The 20,839-nt window shown below is 73.7% G+C and carries 14 protein-coding genes; 4 read left to right on the top strand and 10 right to left on the bottom strand.

What is annotated here, in order from left to right; translation table 11 throughout:
• Window positions 1-24: 24 nt before the first annotated feature.
• Window positions 25-477, top strand: coding sequence for an NUDIX hydrolase (locus tag CFP65_RS04265; RefSeq protein ID WP_104814810.1), 453 nt, complete (start codon window positions 25-27; stop codon window positions 475-477).
• 88 nt (window positions 478-565) lie between these two features.
• Here the strand turns inward: CFP65_RS04265 and CFP65_RS04270 are convergent, their stop codons facing one another.
• The 5 genes from CFP65_RS04270 to CFP65_RS04290 form a co-directional block, all read right to left on the bottom strand.
• Complete coding sequence (locus CFP65_RS04270) at window positions 566-10,126, bottom strand: hypothetical protein (RefSeq protein ID WP_104814811.1); 9,561 nt, start codon at window positions 10,124-10,126, stop codon at window positions 566-568.
• A gap of 4 nt (window positions 10,127-10,130) precedes the next feature.
• The gene (locus CFP65_RS04275; protein WP_104814812.1) at window positions 10,131-10,556 is read right to left on the bottom strand and encodes a hypothetical protein; all 426 of its coding nucleotides are present in this window, start codon (window positions 10,554-10,556) and stop codon (window positions 10,131-10,133) included.
• Between the two features lie 196 nt (window positions 10,557-10,752).
• Entirely contained in the window at window positions 10,753-12,972 is a 2,220-nt protein-coding gene (locus CFP65_RS04280; RefSeq protein WP_104814813.1) for an NADP-dependent isocitrate dehydrogenase, read from the bottom strand.
• 125 nt (window positions 12,973-13,097) lie between these two features.
• Window positions 13,098-13,892 carry a family 1 encapsulin nanocompartment shell protein gene (locus CFP65_RS04285; RefSeq protein WP_104814814.1) on the bottom strand — a complete coding sequence of 265 codons (795 nt, stop codon included), beginning with the start codon at window positions 13,890-13,892 and terminating at the stop codon, window positions 13,098-13,100.
• Window positions 13,893-13,895: 3 nt separating this feature from the next.
• Window positions 13,896-14,957 carry a Dyp-type peroxidase gene (locus CFP65_RS04290; RefSeq protein WP_104814815.1) on the bottom strand — a complete coding sequence of 354 codons (1,062 nt, stop codon included), beginning with the start codon at window positions 14,955-14,957 and terminating at the stop codon, window positions 13,896-13,898.
• A 159-nt stretch (window positions 14,958-15,116) separates the two neighbouring features.
• Between CFP65_RS04290 and CFP65_RS04295 the strand changes: the two genes are divergently transcribed.
• From CFP65_RS04295 to CFP65_RS04305, 3 genes are all read left to right on the top strand, one after another.
• Entirely contained in the window at window positions 15,117-15,557 is a 441-nt protein-coding gene (locus CFP65_RS04295) for a helix-turn-helix transcriptional regulator (protein WP_104814816.1), read from the top strand.
• Window positions 15,558-15,648: 91 nt separating this feature from the next.
• The gene (locus CFP65_RS04300) at window positions 15,649-16,068 is read left to right on the top strand and encodes a VOC family protein (protein WP_104814817.1); all 420 of its coding nucleotides are present in this window, start codon (window positions 15,649-15,651) and stop codon (window positions 16,066-16,068) included.
• A gap of 85 nt (window positions 16,069-16,153) precedes the next feature.
• A complete protein-coding gene (locus tag CFP65_RS04305) occupies window positions 16,154-16,699 on the top strand; it encodes a hypothetical protein (protein WP_104814818.1) in 546 nt (181 codons plus the stop codon).
• 22 nt (window positions 16,700-16,721) lie between these two features.
• Here CFP65_RS04305 and CFP65_RS04310 read toward each other — a convergent pair whose 3' ends face one another.
• From CFP65_RS04310 to CFP65_RS04330, 5 genes are all read right to left on the bottom strand, one after another.
• Window positions 16,722-17,447 (bottom strand): tetratricopeptide repeat protein, encoded by a 726-nt coding sequence (locus CFP65_RS04310; RefSeq protein ID WP_158702023.1) that lies wholly within the window; start codon window positions 17,445-17,447, stop codon window positions 16,722-16,724.
• Window positions 17,444-18,148: a hypothetical protein gene (locus CFP65_RS04315; protein ID WP_104814820.1), complete on the bottom strand. Its 705-nt coding sequence runs from the start codon at window positions 18,146-18,148 to the stop codon at window positions 17,444-17,446. The genes CFP65_RS04310 and CFP65_RS04315 overlap by 4 nt, the downstream gene beginning before the upstream one ends.
• 73 nt (window positions 18,149-18,221) lie before the next feature.
• A complete protein-coding gene (locus CFP65_RS04320; RefSeq protein ID WP_104814821.1) occupies window positions 18,222-18,911 on the bottom strand; it encodes an NADPH-dependent F420 reductase in 690 nt (229 codons plus the stop codon).
• Window positions 18,912-19,004: 93 nt separating this feature from the next.
• Window positions 19,005-19,826 (bottom strand): ABC transporter permease subunit, encoded by an 822-nt coding sequence (locus CFP65_RS04325; protein WP_104814822.1) that lies wholly within the window; start codon window positions 19,824-19,826, stop codon window positions 19,005-19,007.
• Window positions 19,823-20,803, bottom strand: coding sequence for an ABC transporter ATP-binding protein (locus CFP65_RS04330; RefSeq protein ID WP_104814823.1), 981 nt, complete (start codon window positions 20,801-20,803; stop codon window positions 19,823-19,825). The genes CFP65_RS04325 and CFP65_RS04330 overlap by 4 nt, the downstream gene beginning before the upstream one ends.
• Window positions 20,804-20,839 lie beyond the last annotated feature (36 nt).

Here is a 20,839-nt window from a genome sequence, read left to right on the forward strand (position 1 = left end):
AACTGCTCACCGGAGGCCACCACCATGCCCACTCCCCCGCTGCTCGGTGCCGGCGTGATCGTCCCGAGCACCGACGGCCGCCACGTCCTGATCGGCCGTCGCACCACCCCCGGCGAGCCACCCACCTGGAGCCTGCCCGGCGGCAAGGTCGACCAGCCCGGCGAGTCCTTCGAGCAGGCCGCCGCCCGCGAGCTGGCCGAGGAGACCGGCCTCCAGCTGCCCGCCGCGGAGATGCGGGTGCTCGCCATGCTGCTCGACCACGCCACCGGCCGGGCCCGGCTCACCGCCGCCGTGCTGGCCCCGCCCTCCGACGCCCCGGCGCGGAATCTGGAGCCGCACAACTGCGCGGGGTGGGAGCGCGTCCCGGTCGGCGCGCTGCCCACCCCGATGTTCCTGCCCTCCGGCCTGGTGCTGGCCTCCTGGCTCCCGTCCGCGCCCTTCCCGCTGGACGGCGCCTTCCGCTACCCGGTCGGCTGAGCCCGACCCGCCGACCCCCCGGCCGAGCCCGACCAGCCGACCCCGCCCGGCCGAGCCCGACCCGCTGCCGTTGCCCGGCCGAGCCCGGTCACTCCACCCGCGCCGCGCTCCGCCCCGCCGCGAACCGGCCCGCCGCCGTGATGCTCGCCGCAGCCGCCGCCCCGGCCTGCTCGTCCGGCTGCTCCCCCTCCGCGCCCCGGCGGTGGCGCAGCGTCAGTTCACGGCTGCCGTCGGGCCGGGCGGTGAGCCGGTAGTCCCAGCCCTGTGCGGCCCCGGGCGGGCTGGCCAGCCGGACGGAGACCTCGCTCGGCCGGGTGCCCGGCTTCAGGTAGGTGGACTGCTCGATGCTGCGGATCTGCTCCACCGGATCGCCGCTCAGCTCGAACTCCTGCCGCAGCGGCAGGTCCGGGCCCTCGCCGGAGACGGTCAAGTGGAGCCGCCCGACCGTGGGCAGCCCGCTCTGGAGCAGTGGGCGGGCCGCGTCCGAGGCAGTGGCCATCGCGGCGGTGACCAGCTCGTTGGCCGGGCCGTGGTCCGTCCACGCCTCGCGGTGCACCTGGTACGGATCCTGCTCGGGCCAGCCGTCCTGCGCCCCGGCGACCAGGTCGTCCAGGGTGACCGGCCCCTCGGCCTGCTTGCGCTCCACGTAGTCGAGCACCTGGCGCACCTCCTCGCCCTTGAGCGGGGTGCCCGCCGGCTTGCCGAGCAGGTCGCCCAGCAGGGCGGAGGTGGCGGTCGAGGAGCCGCCGGAGAGTTCGACCAGTCGGTGCGCCGCCTGGATGTGGGCCTCACCGGCCGCCGTCCCGGCGGTGAACCCGCTGCCGTAGGCCGCCCGGCCGACCCGGGCGGTGCCCATCAGCTGCTCGCGCTCGGCGGGCGTGGCGGTGGCCTGGTCGAACGGGTGGCCGCCCCCGCTCACCACCTGGTGGACGTCCTCCAGTAGCCCGGCCCCCTCGCCGGAGCGCAGCTCACCGCTGTGGTGGTCCTCGGTGAAGGCCAGGTAGTGGTCACCCGGCAGGTCCACCGCAGTGGTCTCGGACAGCGGGATGTCCACCGTGAAGGGCACCACGCCCTTCTCCTTGACCGGGTTGCGGTTGCCGTCGAAGAGGGTCACCTCCACCTCGGCGTGACCGCTGTAACGAGCCATCGGGGTGGGGTACTTGGCGTTGTTGACCACCTGGCCCGAATCGCCGTGCGTGCCGCCCTCGCGCCACAGCCGCTGGGTCCCGCCGGTGATCGCCGGGTTGTGGCTGGTGATCCCGGCGGTGACCCTGGCGCCGACCTGGCCCTGCGCCCCCGCGTTCTTCGAGACCAGTTCCGCATGGGTGGTCCCGGAGGAGGTGTTGTTGGACGGACTCAGCTCGACCGCCTTGTCGGTGTCCCCATGCTCCAGGGAGACGATCTTGACGCCGACCTCCACCCCCTTGCCGCCGGCCAGCGTCACCCGCTTGCTCGGGATGCTCGCCGCCACCTCCGAGCCCTGGGTCGCGGTGCCGAACAGCGCCGACAGGTGGCTGTGCGAGGTGACGGACCCGACCAGCGGCTGCATCTCCTCCCAGGTCTTCTTGCCGAAGTACTCCGGCCCCCGCAGCCGCACCAGGTCCTGGACCCCGCCGACGTCGCCGAGGTGGCGCAGCACGTCGGTGTCACGCAGCCCGGTGTCCCAGACCCGCTCCGGCGGCACCTGGACGCTGACCCGCTCGGGCGCCTCGGCCGGGAGGGTCCGCGGCGGCCGCTCCGGGCCCGCCGTCTCAGCGGAAGGCTTCGGCGCCTCGGCGGAGGGCTTCGACGGCACCGGCCGGGTCTCGCTCGTCTCGACGATGGTCTCGAAGCCGATCGCCGCGGTGCGCCGCTGGTGGACGGACGGGCCGACCAGGGGCCGCCGGGTGATCGTGAACTGCAGCTCCGCCTCGCCCCGGTAGGCGCTGCCGGGCACCTTGGCCTTGGTGGCGGAGCCGGCGCCGGTGCCGGTGTTCCGGACGTCCACGTGGTCGTGGCCCCGGCCACCGGTACCGGTCAGGCCGGCCGTCACCGACACGGGTGCGCCCGGCACGGGGACGGCTGCCGTCGCGCCGAAGACGCCCTGGTGGCTGTTGCCGGTGCCCTCGGTGTCCGCGAAGGACCGCTGGACGTCCGTGCCGGTGTTGAACTCGGTGGTACCCGAGTCGCCCAGGTGCTCCATCCGGTCGCGCAGCACCGCGCCGACCCTGACGGTGGTGCGCCCGTGCCGCACCACGATCTCGTCCCCGGCCGTCATGCCCTTCAGCCGGGACTGCAGCCGGTCCGGGGTGAGCTCCGCCTCCAGCTTGCGGTGGATGCCCGCCCAGTCGCTGCTGAACGGATTGCGCTCCGTCGGCGAAGGACCGGAGGTCCGGCGCGAGGCGGCGGGCTTCCACCCGGCCTCCACCTGGGAGAGCACGGACTCCCCCAGCGTCCGCCGCGGCCCGGGCGGGATCTCCGCCTTGCCGTCCGCCGTACCCTCGACCTTGCCGTGCCCAGCTTCCGGCAGCGCGTGGATGTCGGTGACGATCGCCGAGGAGTCCAGCCTGCGCCCCTCCACGAACCCCTTCGGCTGTGTCGTCGTAGTCCGCTCCACCGGCCCGCCGACCGGCTCTGCGTCGCGCATCGGCACGGCCACCCTGGCCACCGTGTCCACCTGCTGGGTGTGCGAGCCGTCGTCCACCCCCAGGCGCTTGAACGTGACCTTCACGTCGTACGCGGCGCCCACGTCGAAGATCACGGCCGGCTCCACGTGCTTGCCCCGGTTGGAGGCCGAGCCGACGGTCTCCACGCCGTTGGCGTAGGTGCGGTCGATCCGGTGGCTGTAGCCGCCCCCGACGGTGACGAACGGGGCCCGCACATTGAACCGGCCGCCGGCGTCGAGGCGCTCGCGCCGGTCCCGCACATTGCCCTGGCCCCGGGAGGAGCGGGTGCCGGACTCGAACTCGTACTTCTCCGCCGTGGAGTGGTAGGCGCTGTCCGTCACCCTGGCGGTGACGGTGACCTCGGCCTTCCAGGTGGTGCCGGAGACGGTCTCGGTGATCTTCCCGCCCCGGGTGAGCTGGGAGAGCTGGGCCTTGAGCGCGACCCGGTCGAAGGTGGCCCCGATCCGCTGGCGCACCTCCTCCGAGGGCTCGCCGTACTTGGACCGGACGGCGTCCTCCACCGTGGTGCGCACCTTGTCCGCGCCACTCAGGGTGTGCACCACGTACGAGGCGTTCAGCTCCTGCTGTTCCCGCATCCGGCGCGGCGCGGTGTGGGTGGCCGCCGGCCGGTCGAGCTCCACGGCCTCCCGGCCGGCCCCGTCCGGACGGCCGCCCGCTGCGGGCTCGGTCGACTCGGCCGACTCGGTCGGCGGCTTGAACGCGATCGCGCCGTCCTCGCCGACCGGCGCCTCGGTCTTGACGGTGTCCCGGGCGTCCAGGCCCACCTCGACATGCAGCGGCGCCGAGACCTCGGACTTGCCCTCCGGCTTCTCGCCGGGCCGTCCGAAGTGCACGTCCACGGCCAGGTGAGCACCGTAGATCACCTGCGGCGCGCTGTACTTTCCGTTGGCGTACACCCGGTCGGCCTGCCGACCCTGCCCGCCGACCCGTTCGCGCTGCTGGCCGGTGGTGACGGCACCCAGGTCGGCGCCGGGCGTGCCCTTGGCGACGGTGCCACTGAACTGGCCGGTCGCCGCCACGGTACGCGACTCCAGGCGGCGGTCCACGCTGAACGTGCTGGTCTCGCTCACCGTGTTGAGCTCGGCCTTGCCGTCCTCGCGGCGGAAGGTCATCGACTCGACCCGGGCCGTCGCCGTGACGACCAGGCTCTCCTTGCCGGGGACCTTCACCTCCAGCGGCTCACCCCGGGTCATCCCGGTCAGCCGGGCGGCCAGGTTCGGCTGGCTGAAGCCGCGCAGCACCTCACCCCGGACGGCGTCCCAGTCGTCGCCGAAACGTTCCCGCCCCTTGGCGTCCACGGCCGCCCGCAGCGCGGCGGTGGTCTCCACATCGCGCACCACGACGGTCTCACCCAGGCCGCCCCGGTCGTCGCCGCCGTGCCAGACCGAATCCGGCGGCCCGGCGACCTCCTGGGTCTTCGGCGGGGCGGTCCCCTCGGTCTCGACAGTCTTGGCGGTCTCGGTCGCCTTGCCCGCCTCGGCGGTCTCGGTCGCCTTGCCCGCCTCGGCGGCCTTCGGGGTGGTGTCGGCGCGGTCCACCAGCAGCCGGACGTCGGCCGTGCCCGCCGGGTGCGTGTCGGGCTTGCCGTTGAACGAGAGCTCGAAGTGCACCGGGCCCTCGTACCGGACGCCGGGCACCTTGGACTTGCTGGTCAGCTGAGCCGCCCGGCTGTCGCCCGAGATCTCGATCCGGTCCCGGCCGAGCCGCCCGGCGCCGCCGACGCCCATCGAGACGGGAGCCGGGCGCAGGGTGTTCGCCAGGCCGAGCTGCCCCGCGTTTCCACGGCTCTTCGCGCTGCTGCGCACCTGCTGGACGCTGGTGCCGATGTTGAACTCGGTCTCCTTGGTGGTGCCGGTCTGGTGCAGGTCGCCGACCCGCGCACTGATCTCGACCGAGCCGATGGTCCGGCCGCGCCGGTCGGTCAGCGCGACCGTGACCGGCTCACCGGCCGTCATGCTCTTCAAATCCCGCTGGAGCCGGGGGAAGTCCACCTCGGCGAGCACCTTCTCGCGCAGCGCGGGCCAGTCCTTGCCGAACTCCTTCCTGGCCGCCTCGTCCACGTGGTCGAGCAGCCCCTCCACCGGGCGGTGGCCCTCGGACCCGCCGTGCGGCGACAGGTCCAGCACGATCTCCTGCCCGCCGACCCGGCCGTCCCGCAGGCGCTGCGGGGGTGTCCGCAGCTCGCCGACCGCATCGCCCTCGGCCCGGACCGGGCGGGCCACGGTCATTCCGAGGTCCACCGTCTCGGTGTGCCCGCCGGAGCCGGTGCTCACCGGGGTGTGGTCGTGGCGCAGGTCGCCGAAGTCGAGCTCCAGCCGCATCGTCGACTTGAACACGTCGGCGGGCTCGGAGGTCTTCGACCGCGCCACCATGCCGCCGAGATCCAGGTTGACCTCGCCGTGCCCACGGTCGTGGTGGTAGGCCGCCAACTCCGCCGGCTCGGCGCCGGCCACCGTCTGCCGGGCCTGGATGCCGATGTTGGACTGCCACTGCACGTCGTGCTGGCTTCCGGTCGACACCGTCCGGTCGGCGCCGTTCTCGAACTCGATCTTCTCGGTACGCAGGTGCGTCGACTCGGTGAGCTCGCCACGCAGCTTGACGCTGCCACTCCAGCCGTTGCCCTCCAACTTGGCCGTCCACGTCTCGCCCCGGGAGAGGGCGCTGACCATCGGGCGCAGCGTCGCCGGGCCGAAGTGCGCGTCAGCGAAGGCCCGAGCAGCCGCCCGGTCCCCCGGCACGGCCCGTTCGAGGACGGCCAAGACCTTGTCCCGGACAGCCGTCTCGTGCTCGGTCAGCCCGACCACCAGGTCGGACCCCTCGATCCGCTTGGGCCCGGCGGGCGGCTTCGGCCCGCCCCCACCCTCACCCTCCGGCTTCGGCGTCTCGGGCGCGGGCGGCTTCGCCGGCTGCTCACTGCTCTCCGCCTCCGCCGGGTCCTTCGGTACAGTCGGCTCCGCGCCGGCCTTCTCTTCCGTGGTCTTCTTCTCGGTCGCCTTCTGCTGGGCGGGGTCGTTCGTGTGCTGGTGCGCGGCAGGGGTGGCCGGCGGGTGGGGGTCCTGCGGCGCGCGCGGGGGCGGCTCGCTGCCGTCGTAGTGGTTGCCCCGGTGGTAGACCGTCACCGGCCGCCCGTCCGCCGGACCGAAGACGGCCCGTGGCACCCCGTCATGCCCGAGCACCCGCAGCCGCAGGCCCAGCGCATGGGCTGCCGCCGCCGGCAGCATCTCACCCTCGGTGGTGAGCCAACGCCGCTCCCAGTCCCGGGCGGTCCGGAGCAGGGCGGCCCGCTCGCGCGCCGAGGGCGGCGGAGCGTTGTGGGTCAGGTGTTCGCCGACGATCTCCCGCAGGTCCCGGAGCGGGAGCCGCTCGTACCCCGGCCGGACATCCGCCGGGAGGTAGTCGAGCAGCTCGCTCCGGGTCAGGTCGCCCCGGGCCACCAGATTCCCTCGGTAGTTGGCCACCACCTCGGTGGGCCAGTGCTCCGGCGGCAGGTCACGGAAGTGGTCCTCGACCGCCGACTGCAACCGCCGCGCCGCGCCGGCGCCCCCCGTACCGCCGTGCCCCACCAGCTCGGGCGAGCTCACGGCGAGCGAGTGCAGCAGGCAGAGCCCGTCCCCCGCCACCGGCACCCGCCGCCCGGCAGGCGGGAAGTCGGTCTCGGTAACGGCCCGACGCGAGGGCTCCGGAACGTTCCCCTCCCCCTCCGGCGGCAGCCCCTCACCCGCCGGGTGCTCGACCGACTTCTCCGTACCGGCTTCACCTGGGATCTCCGAAGACGGCGGAGCACCATGCGTCGACCCCTCGACGTGCGACTCCTGCTGCTCCTGCCGGCCATGCTCCTGACCCGCCAGGTGCTCGGCCGACATCCCCCCGCCGCCCTCGCCCTTGCTCCCGCCCAGGGTCTCCGAGGACGGCGGAGCACCATGCGTCGACCCCTCGACGTGCGACTCCTGCTGCTCCTGCCGGCCATGCTCCTGACCCGCCAGGTGCACGGCCGACTTCTCCCCACCGCCCTCGCCCTTGCTCCCGCCCAGGGTCTCCGAGGACGGCGGAGCACCATGCGTGGATGCCTCTACGTGCGGTTCCTGCTGCCCGTGCTCCTGGCCCGCCGGCGGCAGACCTCCCTCCGCCTGGTACTCCGGCAGGTGACTCCCGGCGCCGTCCACCCCGTCCATGAACTCCCGGAAACCCTCGTACACCCGGTCATCCGCCGCAGCCTGCCGCTCGGGCTGCGGCACGGCGTCCTGCTTCGGCCTCTCCTGCCGAGTGGGCGAGGCGGACCGGTCGGTACGGCTCCGGACGGGACCCGGCCGGAGTGTGCCGGCGGGGCTGTCGGGCCGGGTGTTCCGAACCTCCGACGGCTTCGGCGTACTCGGTGTCGGCGAGGCGGGTCGGCTGCTGCTCCCGTGGCCGCCACCACCGCCCGCCACCGGGCCGGGCACGAAGCCGCCGCCCACCGGCGGGATCGCGGTCTGGTTCTGGGCACCGGACGCCAGCGCCGGGTCGGCTTCGCCCGGCACCGGGACAGCCTGCTCCGAGCCCGGACGGGGCTGGGTCTCAGCGCCGGAAACCCGGGCCCCACCGGCAAGGCTCGTGTTGTCCCCACCCCCGGACGGGTGAGCAACACCGCTGAGCACCCGACCCAGATCGGGCACCGTCGCCGCACCACTCCGCTGCAACGGGACGGCAGACGACTCCGTCCCGACCTCCTCAGCCCGCAACGTGTGCTGCTCGACCGGAGCTTCCGCCACCACCGCCCGCTGCTCGTGCGCGGGCGCCACCGGCTCGGTCACTGCCGCACGCTGCTGGGCCGGGGCCTCCGCGACCACCGCTTGCTGCTCGTGTACGGGCGCCACCGGCTCGGTTACCACCGCCTGCCGCTCGTGTACGGGCGCCACCGGCTCGGTCACCACAGCGCGCTGCTCGCCCGGTACCTCAGCCACCACGCCCTGCTCACGGACAGGGGCAGTCTCCGGCACCACCGCCCGCTGCTCACCCGGTACCTCAGCCACCGGGTTCTGCTCATGCGCCGGCGACTCCGCCACCACCGCCCGCTGCTCACCCGGCACCTCAGCCACCGGGCTCTGCTCGTGCATCGGGACGGACACCCCGGCGCCTTCGCGCTCGACGGGGTGCTCGACCAGCGGCGCACCGGCAGGCCCGGGCTGCTCGGCGAGCGGCTCGCGCAGGGGCTCCGCCTGCTGCGGCAGCTCCTCGCGGCCGACCTCCGACCGGATCGCGGGCTCCTCCGCCGCCCGGTGCTGGCTCGTCGCCGACGGTGCCGGCGAGAGATCGTCGCCGCCGCGCGCCAACGCAGGCTCGCCGACCTCCTGACGAGGCATCGGTTCCTGGAGCGTTGCCGTCGGCATCTCCTGGCGGGTCGCCACCGCCTCCTGGGCCGGCACCGCCGGCTCCTGTTCGACGCGCTGCGCCGACGGGCTGTCGCCCCGCGACTCCTGCGGGGCTGCCGCTTCGCGCAGCGTCGCCGGTTCCCGCTGCGCGACCTGCTCGCGTGCGGTCATCGGTTCTTGCTGCGCGACCTGCTCGCGTGCGGTCATCGGTTCGCCGGCAACGGACGACTGCTCCGGGCGGCCGACCGAGGCCACGTCGCGGAGCTGCGTCTCCGGGGTGACCGAGGACACGTCGTGAAGCTGCGCCTCGGGAGTGGCCGAAGCCGAACGGTCCGGCACGCCTTCCATCGACCGGTCCACCGAACGAGCCGACACCGCGCCCAACGACCGGTCCACCGAACGAGCCGACACCGCGCCCAACGACCGGTCCGGCGCACCCTCCATCGACCGATCCAGCGAACGAGCCGACACCGCGTCCACGGACGGGGTCCGGGCCGAGGCCGAAGCCGAGGGAGACCCGAACGGCACCAGTCCGTTCACCCGCGACTCGTCCGCACCGGCCCCCGGGCCATTCCCGGCTCCCTCGTCGCCGCTGCCGCTACCGAGAGAGCGACTGGCCGGCCCCTGGTAGGTGTTGTCCCCGGCGGAGCGGGTGGAGGTCGAGAAGGTCGGCGGGCCGTCGGGGCCGCTGCGGGTGCCGGCGCCGGCCGAGTCCAGGTGGGGGGCCTCGGCGAGCTTGGGGGCATCGGGGTGACCCTTGAGCGCGGCAGCACCGGCGTGCAGGCCGGCGCCGGCGCCGCCGGAGAGGCCGGAGCCGAGCAGGGAGTTGGGGTCGACCTTGCCGGTGGTGATGAGCTGGGTGGAGACATCGGCGCCGACGCCGACCACTGCGCCGGTGGCCATCTTCCCGGCGGTGGAGTTGAGCGCGCCCTCGGCGCCCAGCTTCTTGCCGGCCGCGCCGATGCCCTTGCCGATCAGGTGGGCGGAGGCGCCGCCCACCGCGCCACCCAGGGCGTTCTGGCCGACTTCCTTCATGTCGATGCTCTTGCGGTGGCCCTGGGCGAGCTCGATGCCCTGGGCGAGCAGGTTGATCGCGGCCATCTGGGCGGCCTGCTTGGCCGCCATCGTGATCATCTCCTTGAGCAGGGTCTTCAGGAGGGTGGAGACCACCGCCTTGCTGACCCCGATCATCGCCGGGACTTCGAGCAGCGAGGCACCGGCGGTGAACGGCGCCTCGGCCTCGGCGGTGGCGATCTCGAAGGCGAGGATGCCGAGTTGGGCGATGATCTGGATCTTCGCGGTCTCGGCGGAGTTGGCCATCTGCTCCAGCATGTCGCCCATGCCGTCGAGCGCGTTGATCGCGCCGGGCAGGTAGCCGGGGTCCTCCGGCGTGCCCTTGCCGGTGCTGTACTTGGCCCAGTACGTGGTGAGCGCCTGCGCCGCCGCGCCCCGCTGCCCGTCCAGCGCGCGCTTGATCGCGGCGTCGGAGCTCTGGGTGGCGTCCTTCAGCTCCGTCGCGGCCTTGCGGCAGTGGTCGGCCATCTCCCGGAGCTGGTCCTCGTCCGCCTCCGGCCAGCGGCAGCCGGCGAGCAGCAGGAGCACCCACTGGAGCGGCTCCGGGAGTTCCACGGCCATCTGTTCAGTGCCTTCCGCTCTGGGTGATCCGCGGGGTCATCGGGACGTGCACGGGGGCGTCCGGCATGGACGGCGGCGCGGGCAGCGGGGCGGCGCCGGTGTCGATGCCGTCGAGCTCGGCGACGACGTCCTGGTCCGCGCCCTGGTATCCCTCGGCCATCGCCTTGAGGCCGTCGGAGATGCCCTTGAGCGCGTCGGGCAGGCCCTTCAGCACGTCCAGGGTGTCCTTGCTGTACTTCAGGTAGCCCTTGTCGCCCTCGGCGAACTGCTTGCCCGACTCGTCGTTGCCCCAGGGGTTCTGCGCCTCCAGGGCGGGCAGGAACGCGCTCAGCGAGGTGTACACCGAACGGATCTGCTCGGAGGCGGCGAGCAGCGGTGACACCTCCGCCTGGTACTGCTCCGGTACGACCTGGAACCCGTCCTCGCTCATGGCACCCTCCGATTCGAGGAGGAGATTAGGGCGCTGACATGACCGCCACATGGCCGGTCGGAGGCCGCGCGGTGATGAGGACTTGACGACAACTCAGGAAGCCCGGGCCCGCAACGCAGAAGTCCCCGGGCTCCAGCGGGAGCCCGGGGACTTCGTCAACGCATCAGCGCATCAGCACATCACTGCGTCAGCGCGTTCAGGCCAGGGTGGCCAGCGCCTCGTTCAGCGTGGCGGACGGCCGCATGACGGCCGAGGCCTTCTCGACGTTCGGCTGGTAGTAGCCACCGATCTCGACCGGGGAGCCCTGGACGGCGATGAGCTCGGCGACGATCGTCTGCTCCTGCTCGGTCAGGGTCTTGGCGAGCGCGGTGAACGCCTCGGCCAGCTCGGCGTCGGCGGTCTGGGCGGCCAGCTCCTGGGCCCAGTACATGGCCAGGTAGAAGTGGCTGCCGCGGTTGTCGATGCCGCCGAGCTTGCGGCTGGGCGACTTGTCCTCGTTGAGGAAGGTGCCGGTGGCGCGGTCCAGCGTGTCGGCCAGCACCTGGGCGCGGGCGTTGCCGGTGGTGGTGGCCAGGTGCTCGAAGGAGGCGGCCAGCGCGAAGAACTCGCCCAGGCTGTCCCAGCGGAGGTAGTTCTCCTTGACCAGCTGCTGCACGTGCTTGGGGGCCGAGCCGCCCGCGCCCGTCTCGAAGAGGCCGCCGCCGTTCATCAGCGGGACGACCGAGAGCATCTTGGCGCTGGTGCCCAGCTCCAGGATCGGGAACAGGTCGGTCAGGTAGTCGCGCAGCACGTTGCCGGTCACCGAGATGGTGTCCTCGCCGCGGCGGATGCGCTCCAGCGAGAAGGCGGTGGCCTTCTCCGGGGACATGATCTCGATCTGCAGGCCCTCGGTGTCGTGCTCCGGGAGGTACTGCTTGACCTTCTCGATCAGCACGGCGTCGTGCGCACGGCTCTCGTCCAGCCAGAAGACGGCCGGGACGCCGGTGGCGCGGGCGCGGGTGACGGCCAGCTTGACCCAGTCGCGGATCGGCGCGTCCTTGGTCTGGCAGGCGCGGAAGATGTCACCGGCGGCCACGGGCTGCTCGATGAGCGCGGTGCCCGAGGCGTCGACCACGCGGACGGTGCCGTCGACCGGGATCTCGAAGGTCTTGTCGTGGCTGCCGTACTCCTCGGCGGCCTGGGCCATCAGGCCGACGTTCGGCACCGAGCCCATGGTGGCCGGGTCGAAGGCGCCGTGCGCGCGGCAGTCGTCGATGACGACCTGGTAGACCCCGGCGTAGCTGCTGTCCGGGATGACGGCCAGCGTGTCGGCCTCCTTGCCGTCCGGGCCCCACATGTGGCCGGAGGTGCGGATCATGGCCGGCATCGAGGCGTCGACGATGACGTCGGACGGCACGTGCAGGTTGGTGATGCCCTTGTCGGAGTCGACCATGGCCAGCGCCGGGCCCTCGGCCAGCTCGGCCTCGAAGGAGGCCTGCACGGCGGCGGCGTCGGCCAGCTTCTCCAGGCCGCCCAGGATGCCGCCGAGGCCGTTGTTCGGGTTGAGGCCGGCGGCGGCCAGCTCGGCGCCGTACTGCGCGAAGGTCTTCGGGAAGAAGGCCTTGACGACGTGGCCGAAGAGGATCGGGTCGGAGACCTTCATCATGGTGGCCTTGAGGTGCACCGAGAACAGCACGCCCTCGGCCTTGGCCCGGGCGACCTGGGCGGTGAGGAACTCGCGCAGCGCGGCGACGTGCATCACCGAGGCGTCGACGACCTCACCGGCGAGCACCGGCACCGACTCGCGCAGCACGGTGGTGGTGCCGTCGGCGGCGACCAGCTCGATCTTGAGCTTGCCGGCCTCGGTGACGACCACGGACTTCTCGGTGGAGCGGAAGTCGTTCTCGCCCATGGTTGCGACGTTGGTCTTGGAATCCGAGACCCAGGCACCCATGCGGTGCGGGTGGGTCTTGGCGTAGTTCTTGACCGAGAGCGGCGCGCGGCGGTCGGAGTTGCCCTCGCGCAGCACCGGGTTGACGGCGCTGCCCTTGACCTTGTCGTAGCGGGCCTTGACGTCGCGGTCCTCGTCCGACTGCGGCTCGTCCGGGTAGTCCGGCAGGGCGTAGCCCTGGGCCTGGAGCTCGGCGATGGCCGCCTTCAGCTGCGGGATGGAGGCCGAGATGTTCGGCAGCTTGATGATGTTGGCGCCGGGGGTCTTGGCGAGCTCCCCGAGCTCGGCGAGGGCGTCCGCGATCCGCTGGCCCTCCTCCAGACGCTCCGGGAAGCTGGCGATGATGCGCCCGGCCAGGGAGATGTCACGGGTCTCCACACCGACACCCGCGGTCGCGGCGTACGCCTGCACCACCGGCAGGAACGAATACGTCGCCAGGGCCGGAGCCTCGTCGGTGTGCGTGTAAATGATGGTCGAGTCAGTCACCGGTACTCCGCCTTCACGTCTACAACGTCTTGATATCAAGATATCTCGTGATCGCCCCTGCTCGACACCACCCCCCGCTCCTGAACCACTGAACTCTCCGGATCAGTCAGGTCCGGGCGCACCGGTCAGGTCAGGCTCACGGCCGCCTCGGGCGAGTGCAGGCCGAAGGTGAGCGACTGCTGGAGGTAGAGCTGCACGGTGCGCTCGTCGTGCGCCAGGTAGCCGATGGACAGGTCCTGCCCGAGGTGCAGCTCGAAGTCCCCGCCCCGGGTGGAGAGCACCACGCCCCCGCTGAGCGCCGGCGCCCAGACGATCGGCCCGTCCAGCACCCGGGCGATGTGCTGCCGAACGGGGTACCCGTGGTCGGAGGTCTCGTTGACGGCGGTGTACGCGTCGGCGCCGAGCAGCAGCGCGTACGGGCCGTCCACCCCGGCCAGCCGCAGCGCGGTGAGCGCGCGGCTGACAGCGTCCGGGTAGTCGGCCACCTCGGGCGGCAGCGGGATCGCCTCGTTGTCCGAGGCCGTCCGGATGCCCTCCACCGCCGCGTCCGGCCAGCCCTCGAAGATGATCCGGTCCTCGGTCAGCGCCATCGTCCGGGCGGCCGCCTTGGCGGGCTCCCAGTCGCTGTCCGCCGAGCCGCGCTCCACGTCGTCCACCGCCTCCCGGCCCAGCGTGAACGGCACCCGCAGCTCGACCACCGGGCGCACCCGGTGCGCCCGGGTCAGGACCTCCGGCTGCGGCGAGGGCACCGGCCGCAGGTGCCCCGTCCCGACGGCGGCGAAGTCCGGCCCCTCCGGCCCGGCGGTGTCCACCACGTGCCGGCCGGCGCAGTGCAGCTTGAAGGTCCGGCGGGTCTCCTCCTCGATCTCCGCCCAGGCGGCGGTGCTGATCGGGGCGAGGTGACGGTGCAGGTTGTCCACGGTTCAGAACGCCTTCGTCTCGATGGGAGCCTCGGTGGGAGTCTCGGTGGGAGCGGGGTGCAGCAAGTGCTTCAGGCCGCCGATGCCGAGCGAACCGTCACCGGTGGCGGCCTCGAGGCTCGCCCCGGCGGGGTCGGGCGGGTCGGCCAGGAAGTCGGCGTCGGGCACGAAGAAGAGCGAGCCGGTGACGGCGATGGAGAAGTCCAGGATCCGGTCGTGCGCGGCCTCGGCGGTGCCGAGGAACATCCGTCGCAGCATCTCCTCGGTCACCTCGGGCGTGCGGCAGTACCCGGCGAAGTACGTGCCGTACTCGCCCCGGCCGACGCTACCGAAGGCCATGTTCGCCCGCAGGATCTGCTGCTCCTCGCCGTCCGGCCCCTCGACCTGGTTGAGCGCCACGTGCGAGTCGGCGGCCTGGTCGGCCAGCTCCACGTCGGCGAGCTTGGTGCGGCCGATCACCCGCTCCTGCTGCTCGACCGTGAGCGCGTCCCAACTACCCAGGTCGTGCAGGTACTTCTGCACGACGAGGTAGCTGCCGCCGGCGTACTGCGGGTCCTCCGCCCCGACGTAGACCGCCCGCGCGGCCTTGGCGCCGACGGGGTTCTCGGTGCCGTCCACGAAGCCGAGCAGATCGCGCTGGTCGAAGTAGGCGAAGCCGTGCGTCTCGTCCACCACCCGGGCCGCGCCGGCCAGGCCGCGGGTGCAGCGGGTGGCCAGTTCGAAGCAGAGGTCCATCCGGGTGGCCCGGACGTGCAGCACCACGTCACCGGGGGTGGACGGCGCCAGGTGGCGCGGCCCGCGCAGCTCCCGGAAGGGGTGCAGCCCGGCCGGCCGCGGGCCGCCGTACAGCTCGTCCCAGACCGCCGCCCCCACCCCGGCCACACAGCTCAGCCGCGCCTCGGGCGCCCGCAGCCCGAGCGACCGCACCAACCCGCCCAACCCGGCCAGCCACTCCCGCACGGCCCGGTGCCCGCCCGGCTCCACCGCCAGCACCAGGAACACCGCCGCCCGGCTCGGCGGAGCCGGCACCACCTGCGGGTCCGGCTCACCCTGCACCTGTTCCAACCGCCCACTCCCCTCACTCGCACACGTCCGCAGGACCCTCCCCACCCGTGCCCCCGCCGATCACCACCCGCCCGCATCTCTCCCCCGTACGGCCCACCACTGCTCTGGTCGGCCGCACCGCTCCGACGCCCTGTCAGTGCGGCTGGCTAGCTTGAGTCCGTGCCCTCCCACCCGCCCGCCCGGCACCTGCTCCGGGCCAAGGACCTCGTCGACGCGCGGTACGCCGACCCGCTCACCGTCGCCGATCTCGCGGCCGCCGCCGGGCTCTCCCCGGCGCACTTCAGCCGGGCCTTCCGCCAGGCCTTCGGCGAATCCCCGCACGCGTACCTGCTCACCCGCCGGCTCGAACGGGCCGCCGCCCTGCTGCGGCACACCGACCGGCCGATCGCCACGGTCTGCCTGGACGTGGGGCTGAACAGCCTCGGCTCCTTCACCACCAGCTTCACCCGGATGTACGGCCTGGCCCCGGCCGCCTACCGCGCGGCCTGCCCGCCGGCGGCCGACCACGCCGTGGTGCCGAGCTGCGTCCGCCGCGCCTACGGCCGCCCGCAACACCGCACGTTTCGAGAAGACGGCGCCGATCCGCCGGGCATAGCGTGATCTTCGTCGAACCAACCGAACCAACCGAACCAACCGAGCCAGACCGCCGGTTCCGCCGGCTCCACCCGCGCTGCTTCCCTGGGAGACTTCCATGATCAAGATCGCCACCGCCCAGCTCTGGGTCCACGACCAGGAGGAGGCCCTCGCCTTCTACACCCAGCAGGTCGGCATGGAGGTCCGCTCCGACGTCAGCCTCCCCGAGATGGGCGGCTTCCGCTGGCTCACCGTCGGCCCGACCGGCCAGCCCGACGTCGCGATCGTGCTGATGGCCATCCCCGGCCCGCCGATCCTCGACGCCGAGACGGCCGCCCAGGTCCGCGAGCTCACCGCCAAGGGCGCGGCCGGCACCATCTTCCTGACCACGGAGGACTGCGACGGCACCTACGCCGAACTCTCCGCCCGGGGCGTGGAGTTCAACGAGAAGCCGACCGACCAGCCGTACGGCCGCGACTGTTCCTTCCGCGACCCCTCGGGCAACAACATCCGCCTCGCCCAGCTCTCCCCGATGTAGCCCGCACCACCCCCGGCCCTCGCTAGGATCACGCGGGCGACCGCCGCCACCCGGCGCGGCGGCACCATCTTCCGGGGGCCGGCCGGTGCAGGACAACGACGACACACCGCAGCCCGACGGCGGCGACGGTCAGCGCGGCACCCCCGCGCCCGACCGTCGCCGCCGTCGTGTTCTGCTCCTGGCCGGTGCCATCGGCGCCCTGCTCCTCGCCGGCGCCACCACCCTGGCCTTGGTGGCCCGCGACCAACCCGTCGCCACGGCCACCCCCACCGCACCGCCTCGCAGCTCCACCTCCCCCACCCCGACCCTCACGCCCGCCCTACCGGCCGCACCACCACCGCCGTCGCCGACCCCCACCGCCACGCCCAGCGAGCCACCGACGACCACCCCGCCGCCGCCCGAGCCCCCTGCACCCACCCGCACCCACACACCCACCACCACCCCGAGGCCCACCCACCCGGCCTCGAACCCTTCCCCGATCAACCCCCGCCCCACCATCACCTACACCGGCCCGACCAGCTGCCCGCCCGGCTACCAACTCGTCCACTTCCCCACCGGCGCCGAGTGCATCACCGTCCAACAGGGCACCCCCATCCCACCCCCGGGCGCCTCCGTCCCCCCGACCGGCTGACCCCGGGCCCCGCGTCCGCGCCTCAGGAGCCGCCGGGCCCGGCGGCTCGGCGGTGCCATTCCTCGGCCGCGGCGGCCTCGCCCCGGAGCTCCAGGATCGAGGCCACCGCGGCGGCGGCCTCCGTGTCGCCCCGTTCGGCGCAGGTGTGGAACCACCGCTGGGCCTCGGCCAGTTCACCGCGCTCGGCCAGGCTGACGGCCAGTCGGTACATCGCCGCGTGGTCGCCCTGCTCCGCGCCGGCCCGGTGGGTGGCCTCGGTGCCGGCGGCGATTTCGGGGCGGTCGGGCTCGCGGTGGGAGTTGGCGTTCTCGGTCATCGGGCGGTCCGGGTGGAAGATCCGCCAGCCGGTCTCGGCCGTGGTCCGGATCGGGTAACCGCGCCAGACCGGGTCTCCCCCGGTGCTCACCTCCACCCCGAGCTGCCACTCCACGTCGTGCTCGCGGGTGTGCGCGGTCAGTCGGTACACCCGGCTCTCCCCGGCCGGGACGGTGTCGGGCAGGCTCAGCGGCACCGGGCCCGGGGTCATCTGGTCGGGCTCGTCCAGCCAGACCCGGATCTGCGGCATGGGGATGTTGACCGTCCCGGTCACGAGGACGGAGACCTTCCCGGGCGCGGTGCCCAGCGGCCGACGGCCCATCACCCGGAAGGCGATGCCGTGCACCACCGCCGGCCCGCTCGCCGGCGCGCTCACCCGGACCTCGACGCCGTGCCCGCTCACCTGGAGCTGCACGGGCCGCGGACCGGTCACCGAGCTCGGCGTGTGGACCAGCCGGAGCTTGCCGATGCAGGACACTTCAACGACGGCCCCGTCCACGGAACCACCCCCCCGATCTTCGATGACGACGACGGTGCTGCGGTGAAACGGAACGGCTCGCCGGCGAGGTCGGCCACGCTCGTCCCCGTCCGGCCGCCGCAGATCCAGTCCACCTCGGCCCGCCACTCGACCTCGAACCGCTCGCACCGGACGCTCAGTTCGAAGACCTCGGGGTCGTCCGGGGTGACCGTGTAGAGGAATTCCGGGCCTGCCAGGCGGGGCGGGTCACGGTCGAGGTCCACGGTGTACCTCCGGACCTCCGGGACCCCCGCCGTCGGCAGCTCCACCCCCTCCACTGGCGGCCGCCGGGCCACCACCACGATCCGCAGTGCGCGCAGCAGCACCGCCCGGTCCTCGCAGGCCTCCGCGTGGATCCGGACGGCGCCGCCGCTGCACGGCACCGCCTCGTCCCAGCCGCCCGGCGTCACGTACTCCGTGGCCACCACCACGCTGGTGAGCGCCAGCGGGCTCGCAGCCGGCGGCAGCCGGGGCGGCGAGGAGTGGACGTGCAGCTCGCCGATGCTGCCGGCCTGCACCACCTCCCGGGCCACGCCCGAGAACTCGTTCCGGACCAGCCACTCGCCCGCGGGCCGCCGGTCGTTCGAGCCGTCCAGGCCGCCGGTCTCTCCGTGCACAGCCACCCCCCGGTGTCAGGCCTCACCGGGGGCGCGGCGCTGCTCGCCGTGCCCCCGGCCAGCGATCGTACGGTCAGCGCGTGGCGGCCGCCAGGGCCGCGCGGAGGGTGGCGGCGTCGGCCGGGTGGCCCGGGTCGGCGGCGAAGTTGACGGCGTCGGACGGGTCCTTGAGGTAGGGGAGGCCGTAGGCCGGGGTGTCGGGCTGGAAGCGCCAGCTGTCGGCGAGGGAGCCGGCGTCCACCGCGTCGTAGCCGAGGGCGTCGAGCAGGGCCGTGGCCTCGGTGCGGGCGGTGGGGTCGTCGGTGGCGATCAGGAGGCCCGAGCGGTCGGGGGCGCCGGCCGGGCGGGCCAGGGAGAGCAGGTGGCCGAAGAAGATGTTGTTGAACGCCTTCACCACGCGGGCGCCGGCCAGGTGCTCCTGGACCAGCTCGCTGCTGGTGGCCTCGCCCGAATCGAGGCGGGCGATCTGCCCGTCCCGCTGGGGGTAGTAGTTGGTGGTGTCGAGCACCGTCTTGCCCACCAGGGCGGCGGCCGGCGTCTGGGCGTACGCCTTCAGCGGGACCGTCACCACCACCCAGTCGCCCGCCCGGGCCGCCTCCTCGGGCGTGGCCGCCCGGGCCCGGGGGCCGAGCTCCGCGACCAGGTCGGCGAGCGTCTCCGGCCCGCGCGAATTGCTGAGCACCACGTCGATCCCGGCCGCCACCGCGAGCCGGGCCAGGGTGCCGCCGATGTTTCCACTGCCGATGAGTCCGAGAGTAGCCATGTCTGACACAGTGTCGGCAGCCCTTCCGGTATTCCCGCCCCGCCCGAGGATCATCCTCTGGGAGGAGCGCGCGGCCAGGGTGCGGAGGGGTGCTCAGGGAGCCAGGTCGCGCCGTTCCAGCAGCAGGAAGGCCGTCACCAGCCCGGCCAGCCCCACCCCCACCAGGACCGCGAACGACCCCCACGGCACCGCGCCGTGGGCCAGGGCGTCGCCCGGCACGTAGTAGTGGAACGGGCTGACGAACCGCAGCGGCGCCGCCTTCGACCAGGCCAGGGCGGCGAAGTTGACGGCGAAGCCCACCGCGCCGAGGGCGATCGTCACCCCCACCACCTGGGCCCGCCGCCGCCCCACGGCCGAGACGGCCAGCGCGGGGCCGGTCAGCGCGAGGGTGAAGGCGAAGCCCAGCAGCCCGGCGGCGAACACCCCGCTCAGCGGCACCGCCGCGTGCAGCCGCGCCGAACTGCCCACCCCGACGGCGATCACCGCCGTCGCGGCGGCGTTGAGCACCAGCGAGACCAGCAGCAGTGCGGCCGTCCGCTCGGCGAGCAGCCGGCGCCGCGTCACCGGGCGGGTGACGAGCAGCTCGATGGTGCCCTGCTCCACGTCGGCCGCCACGGCCGCCGCCGCGAGCGAGGCCACCGCGGTGAGCTGGAGCGCGATCCAGAACGGGTGCACCAGCCCGGCGCCGAGCAGGCCCGGGTAGCTGGCGATCGACACGTCCCCGGTCGACCCGCTGAACGCCTTGAACGCACCGGGCGGCGTCCGCCCGCCCCCGCCGAACACCTGGCCGGGCGGCACCGCCGTGGCCACCGCCACGATCACCGCCTCGAACACCACCATCGCCAGCAGCAGCGCGACCAGCATCCGGCGCCGCCGGTGCAGCGCCAGCCAGAGCAGTGGGAACCGACTCCTCACGACGCCTCCTCGGGCTCGACGCCCTGCTGCTCCGGCCCCGGGCCCGTCGGCTCCGCATCGGCCCGGTAGAGGTCGAGGAAGGCCTCGTCCAGCCCGGCCTCCTCCACCGTCACGTCCGCGACCGGCAGCGCGAGCAGGCCGCGCAGCGCGGCCACCACCTCGTCCGGCGGGATCAGCAGCACCACCTGGTCGCCCTGCCAGCGCGGCGACCACGCCTCGGCGGCGCCGAGCGGCCGGGCGCCGAGCCCGTCGGCGAAGCCGAGCCGGACCCGCCGGGCCCGGGCCTCGCGCAGCGCGGCCACCGTCTGCACGGTGACCAGCCGGCCGCCCCGGATGATCGCCACCCGCTCGCAGCAGCGCTGCACCTCGGGCAGCACGTGGCTGGAGAGCAGCACCGTCCGCCCGGCGGCGGTGGCCTCGGCCAGCAGCTCGTAGAAGGTCTCCTGAACCAGGGGGTCGAGGCCCTCGGTGGGCTCGTCCAGCACCACCAGCTCGGGGTCGTGCTGGAGCGCCTGGACCAGGCCGAGCTTCTGCTTCATGCCCCGGGAGTACTCGCGGACCGGCCGGTCGAGGTCGGTGGGCCGCAGGCCCAGCCGCTCGCACAGGCCCTCCCGCCGGGGCGAGGGCGCGCCCTGGAGGTCGCCGAGCAGCCGGAGCGTCTGGCGGCCGGTCAGCTCGGGGTAGAGCCGCAGCTCGCCGGGGAGGTAGCCGAGCGAGGGGGCGAGCGCCCGGTGGTCGGCCACCGGGTCGAGCCCGAGCACCCGGACCCGCCCGGCGGTGGGGCTGAGCAGGCCGACCAGGCAGCGGATCGTGGTGGTCTTCCCGGCGCCGTTGGGCCCGAGGAACCCGAAGACCTCCCCGGCCCGCACGGTGACGTCCAGCCCGTCCACCCCGACCGTGCGGCCGTACCGCTTGGTCACCCCGCTGAGTTCGATCACGGCCCGCGCCCCGGCCGGGGCCGTACCCGCAGCAGCCATCCCGCCTCCTCCCGACCACGCCCACCGGCCGCCACC

This window comes from Kitasatospora sp. MMS16-BH015 (assembly GCF_002943525.1).
In the GTDB taxonomy this organism is placed as follows: Bacteria; Actinomycetota; Actinomycetes; order Streptomycetales; family Streptomycetaceae; genus Kitasatospora.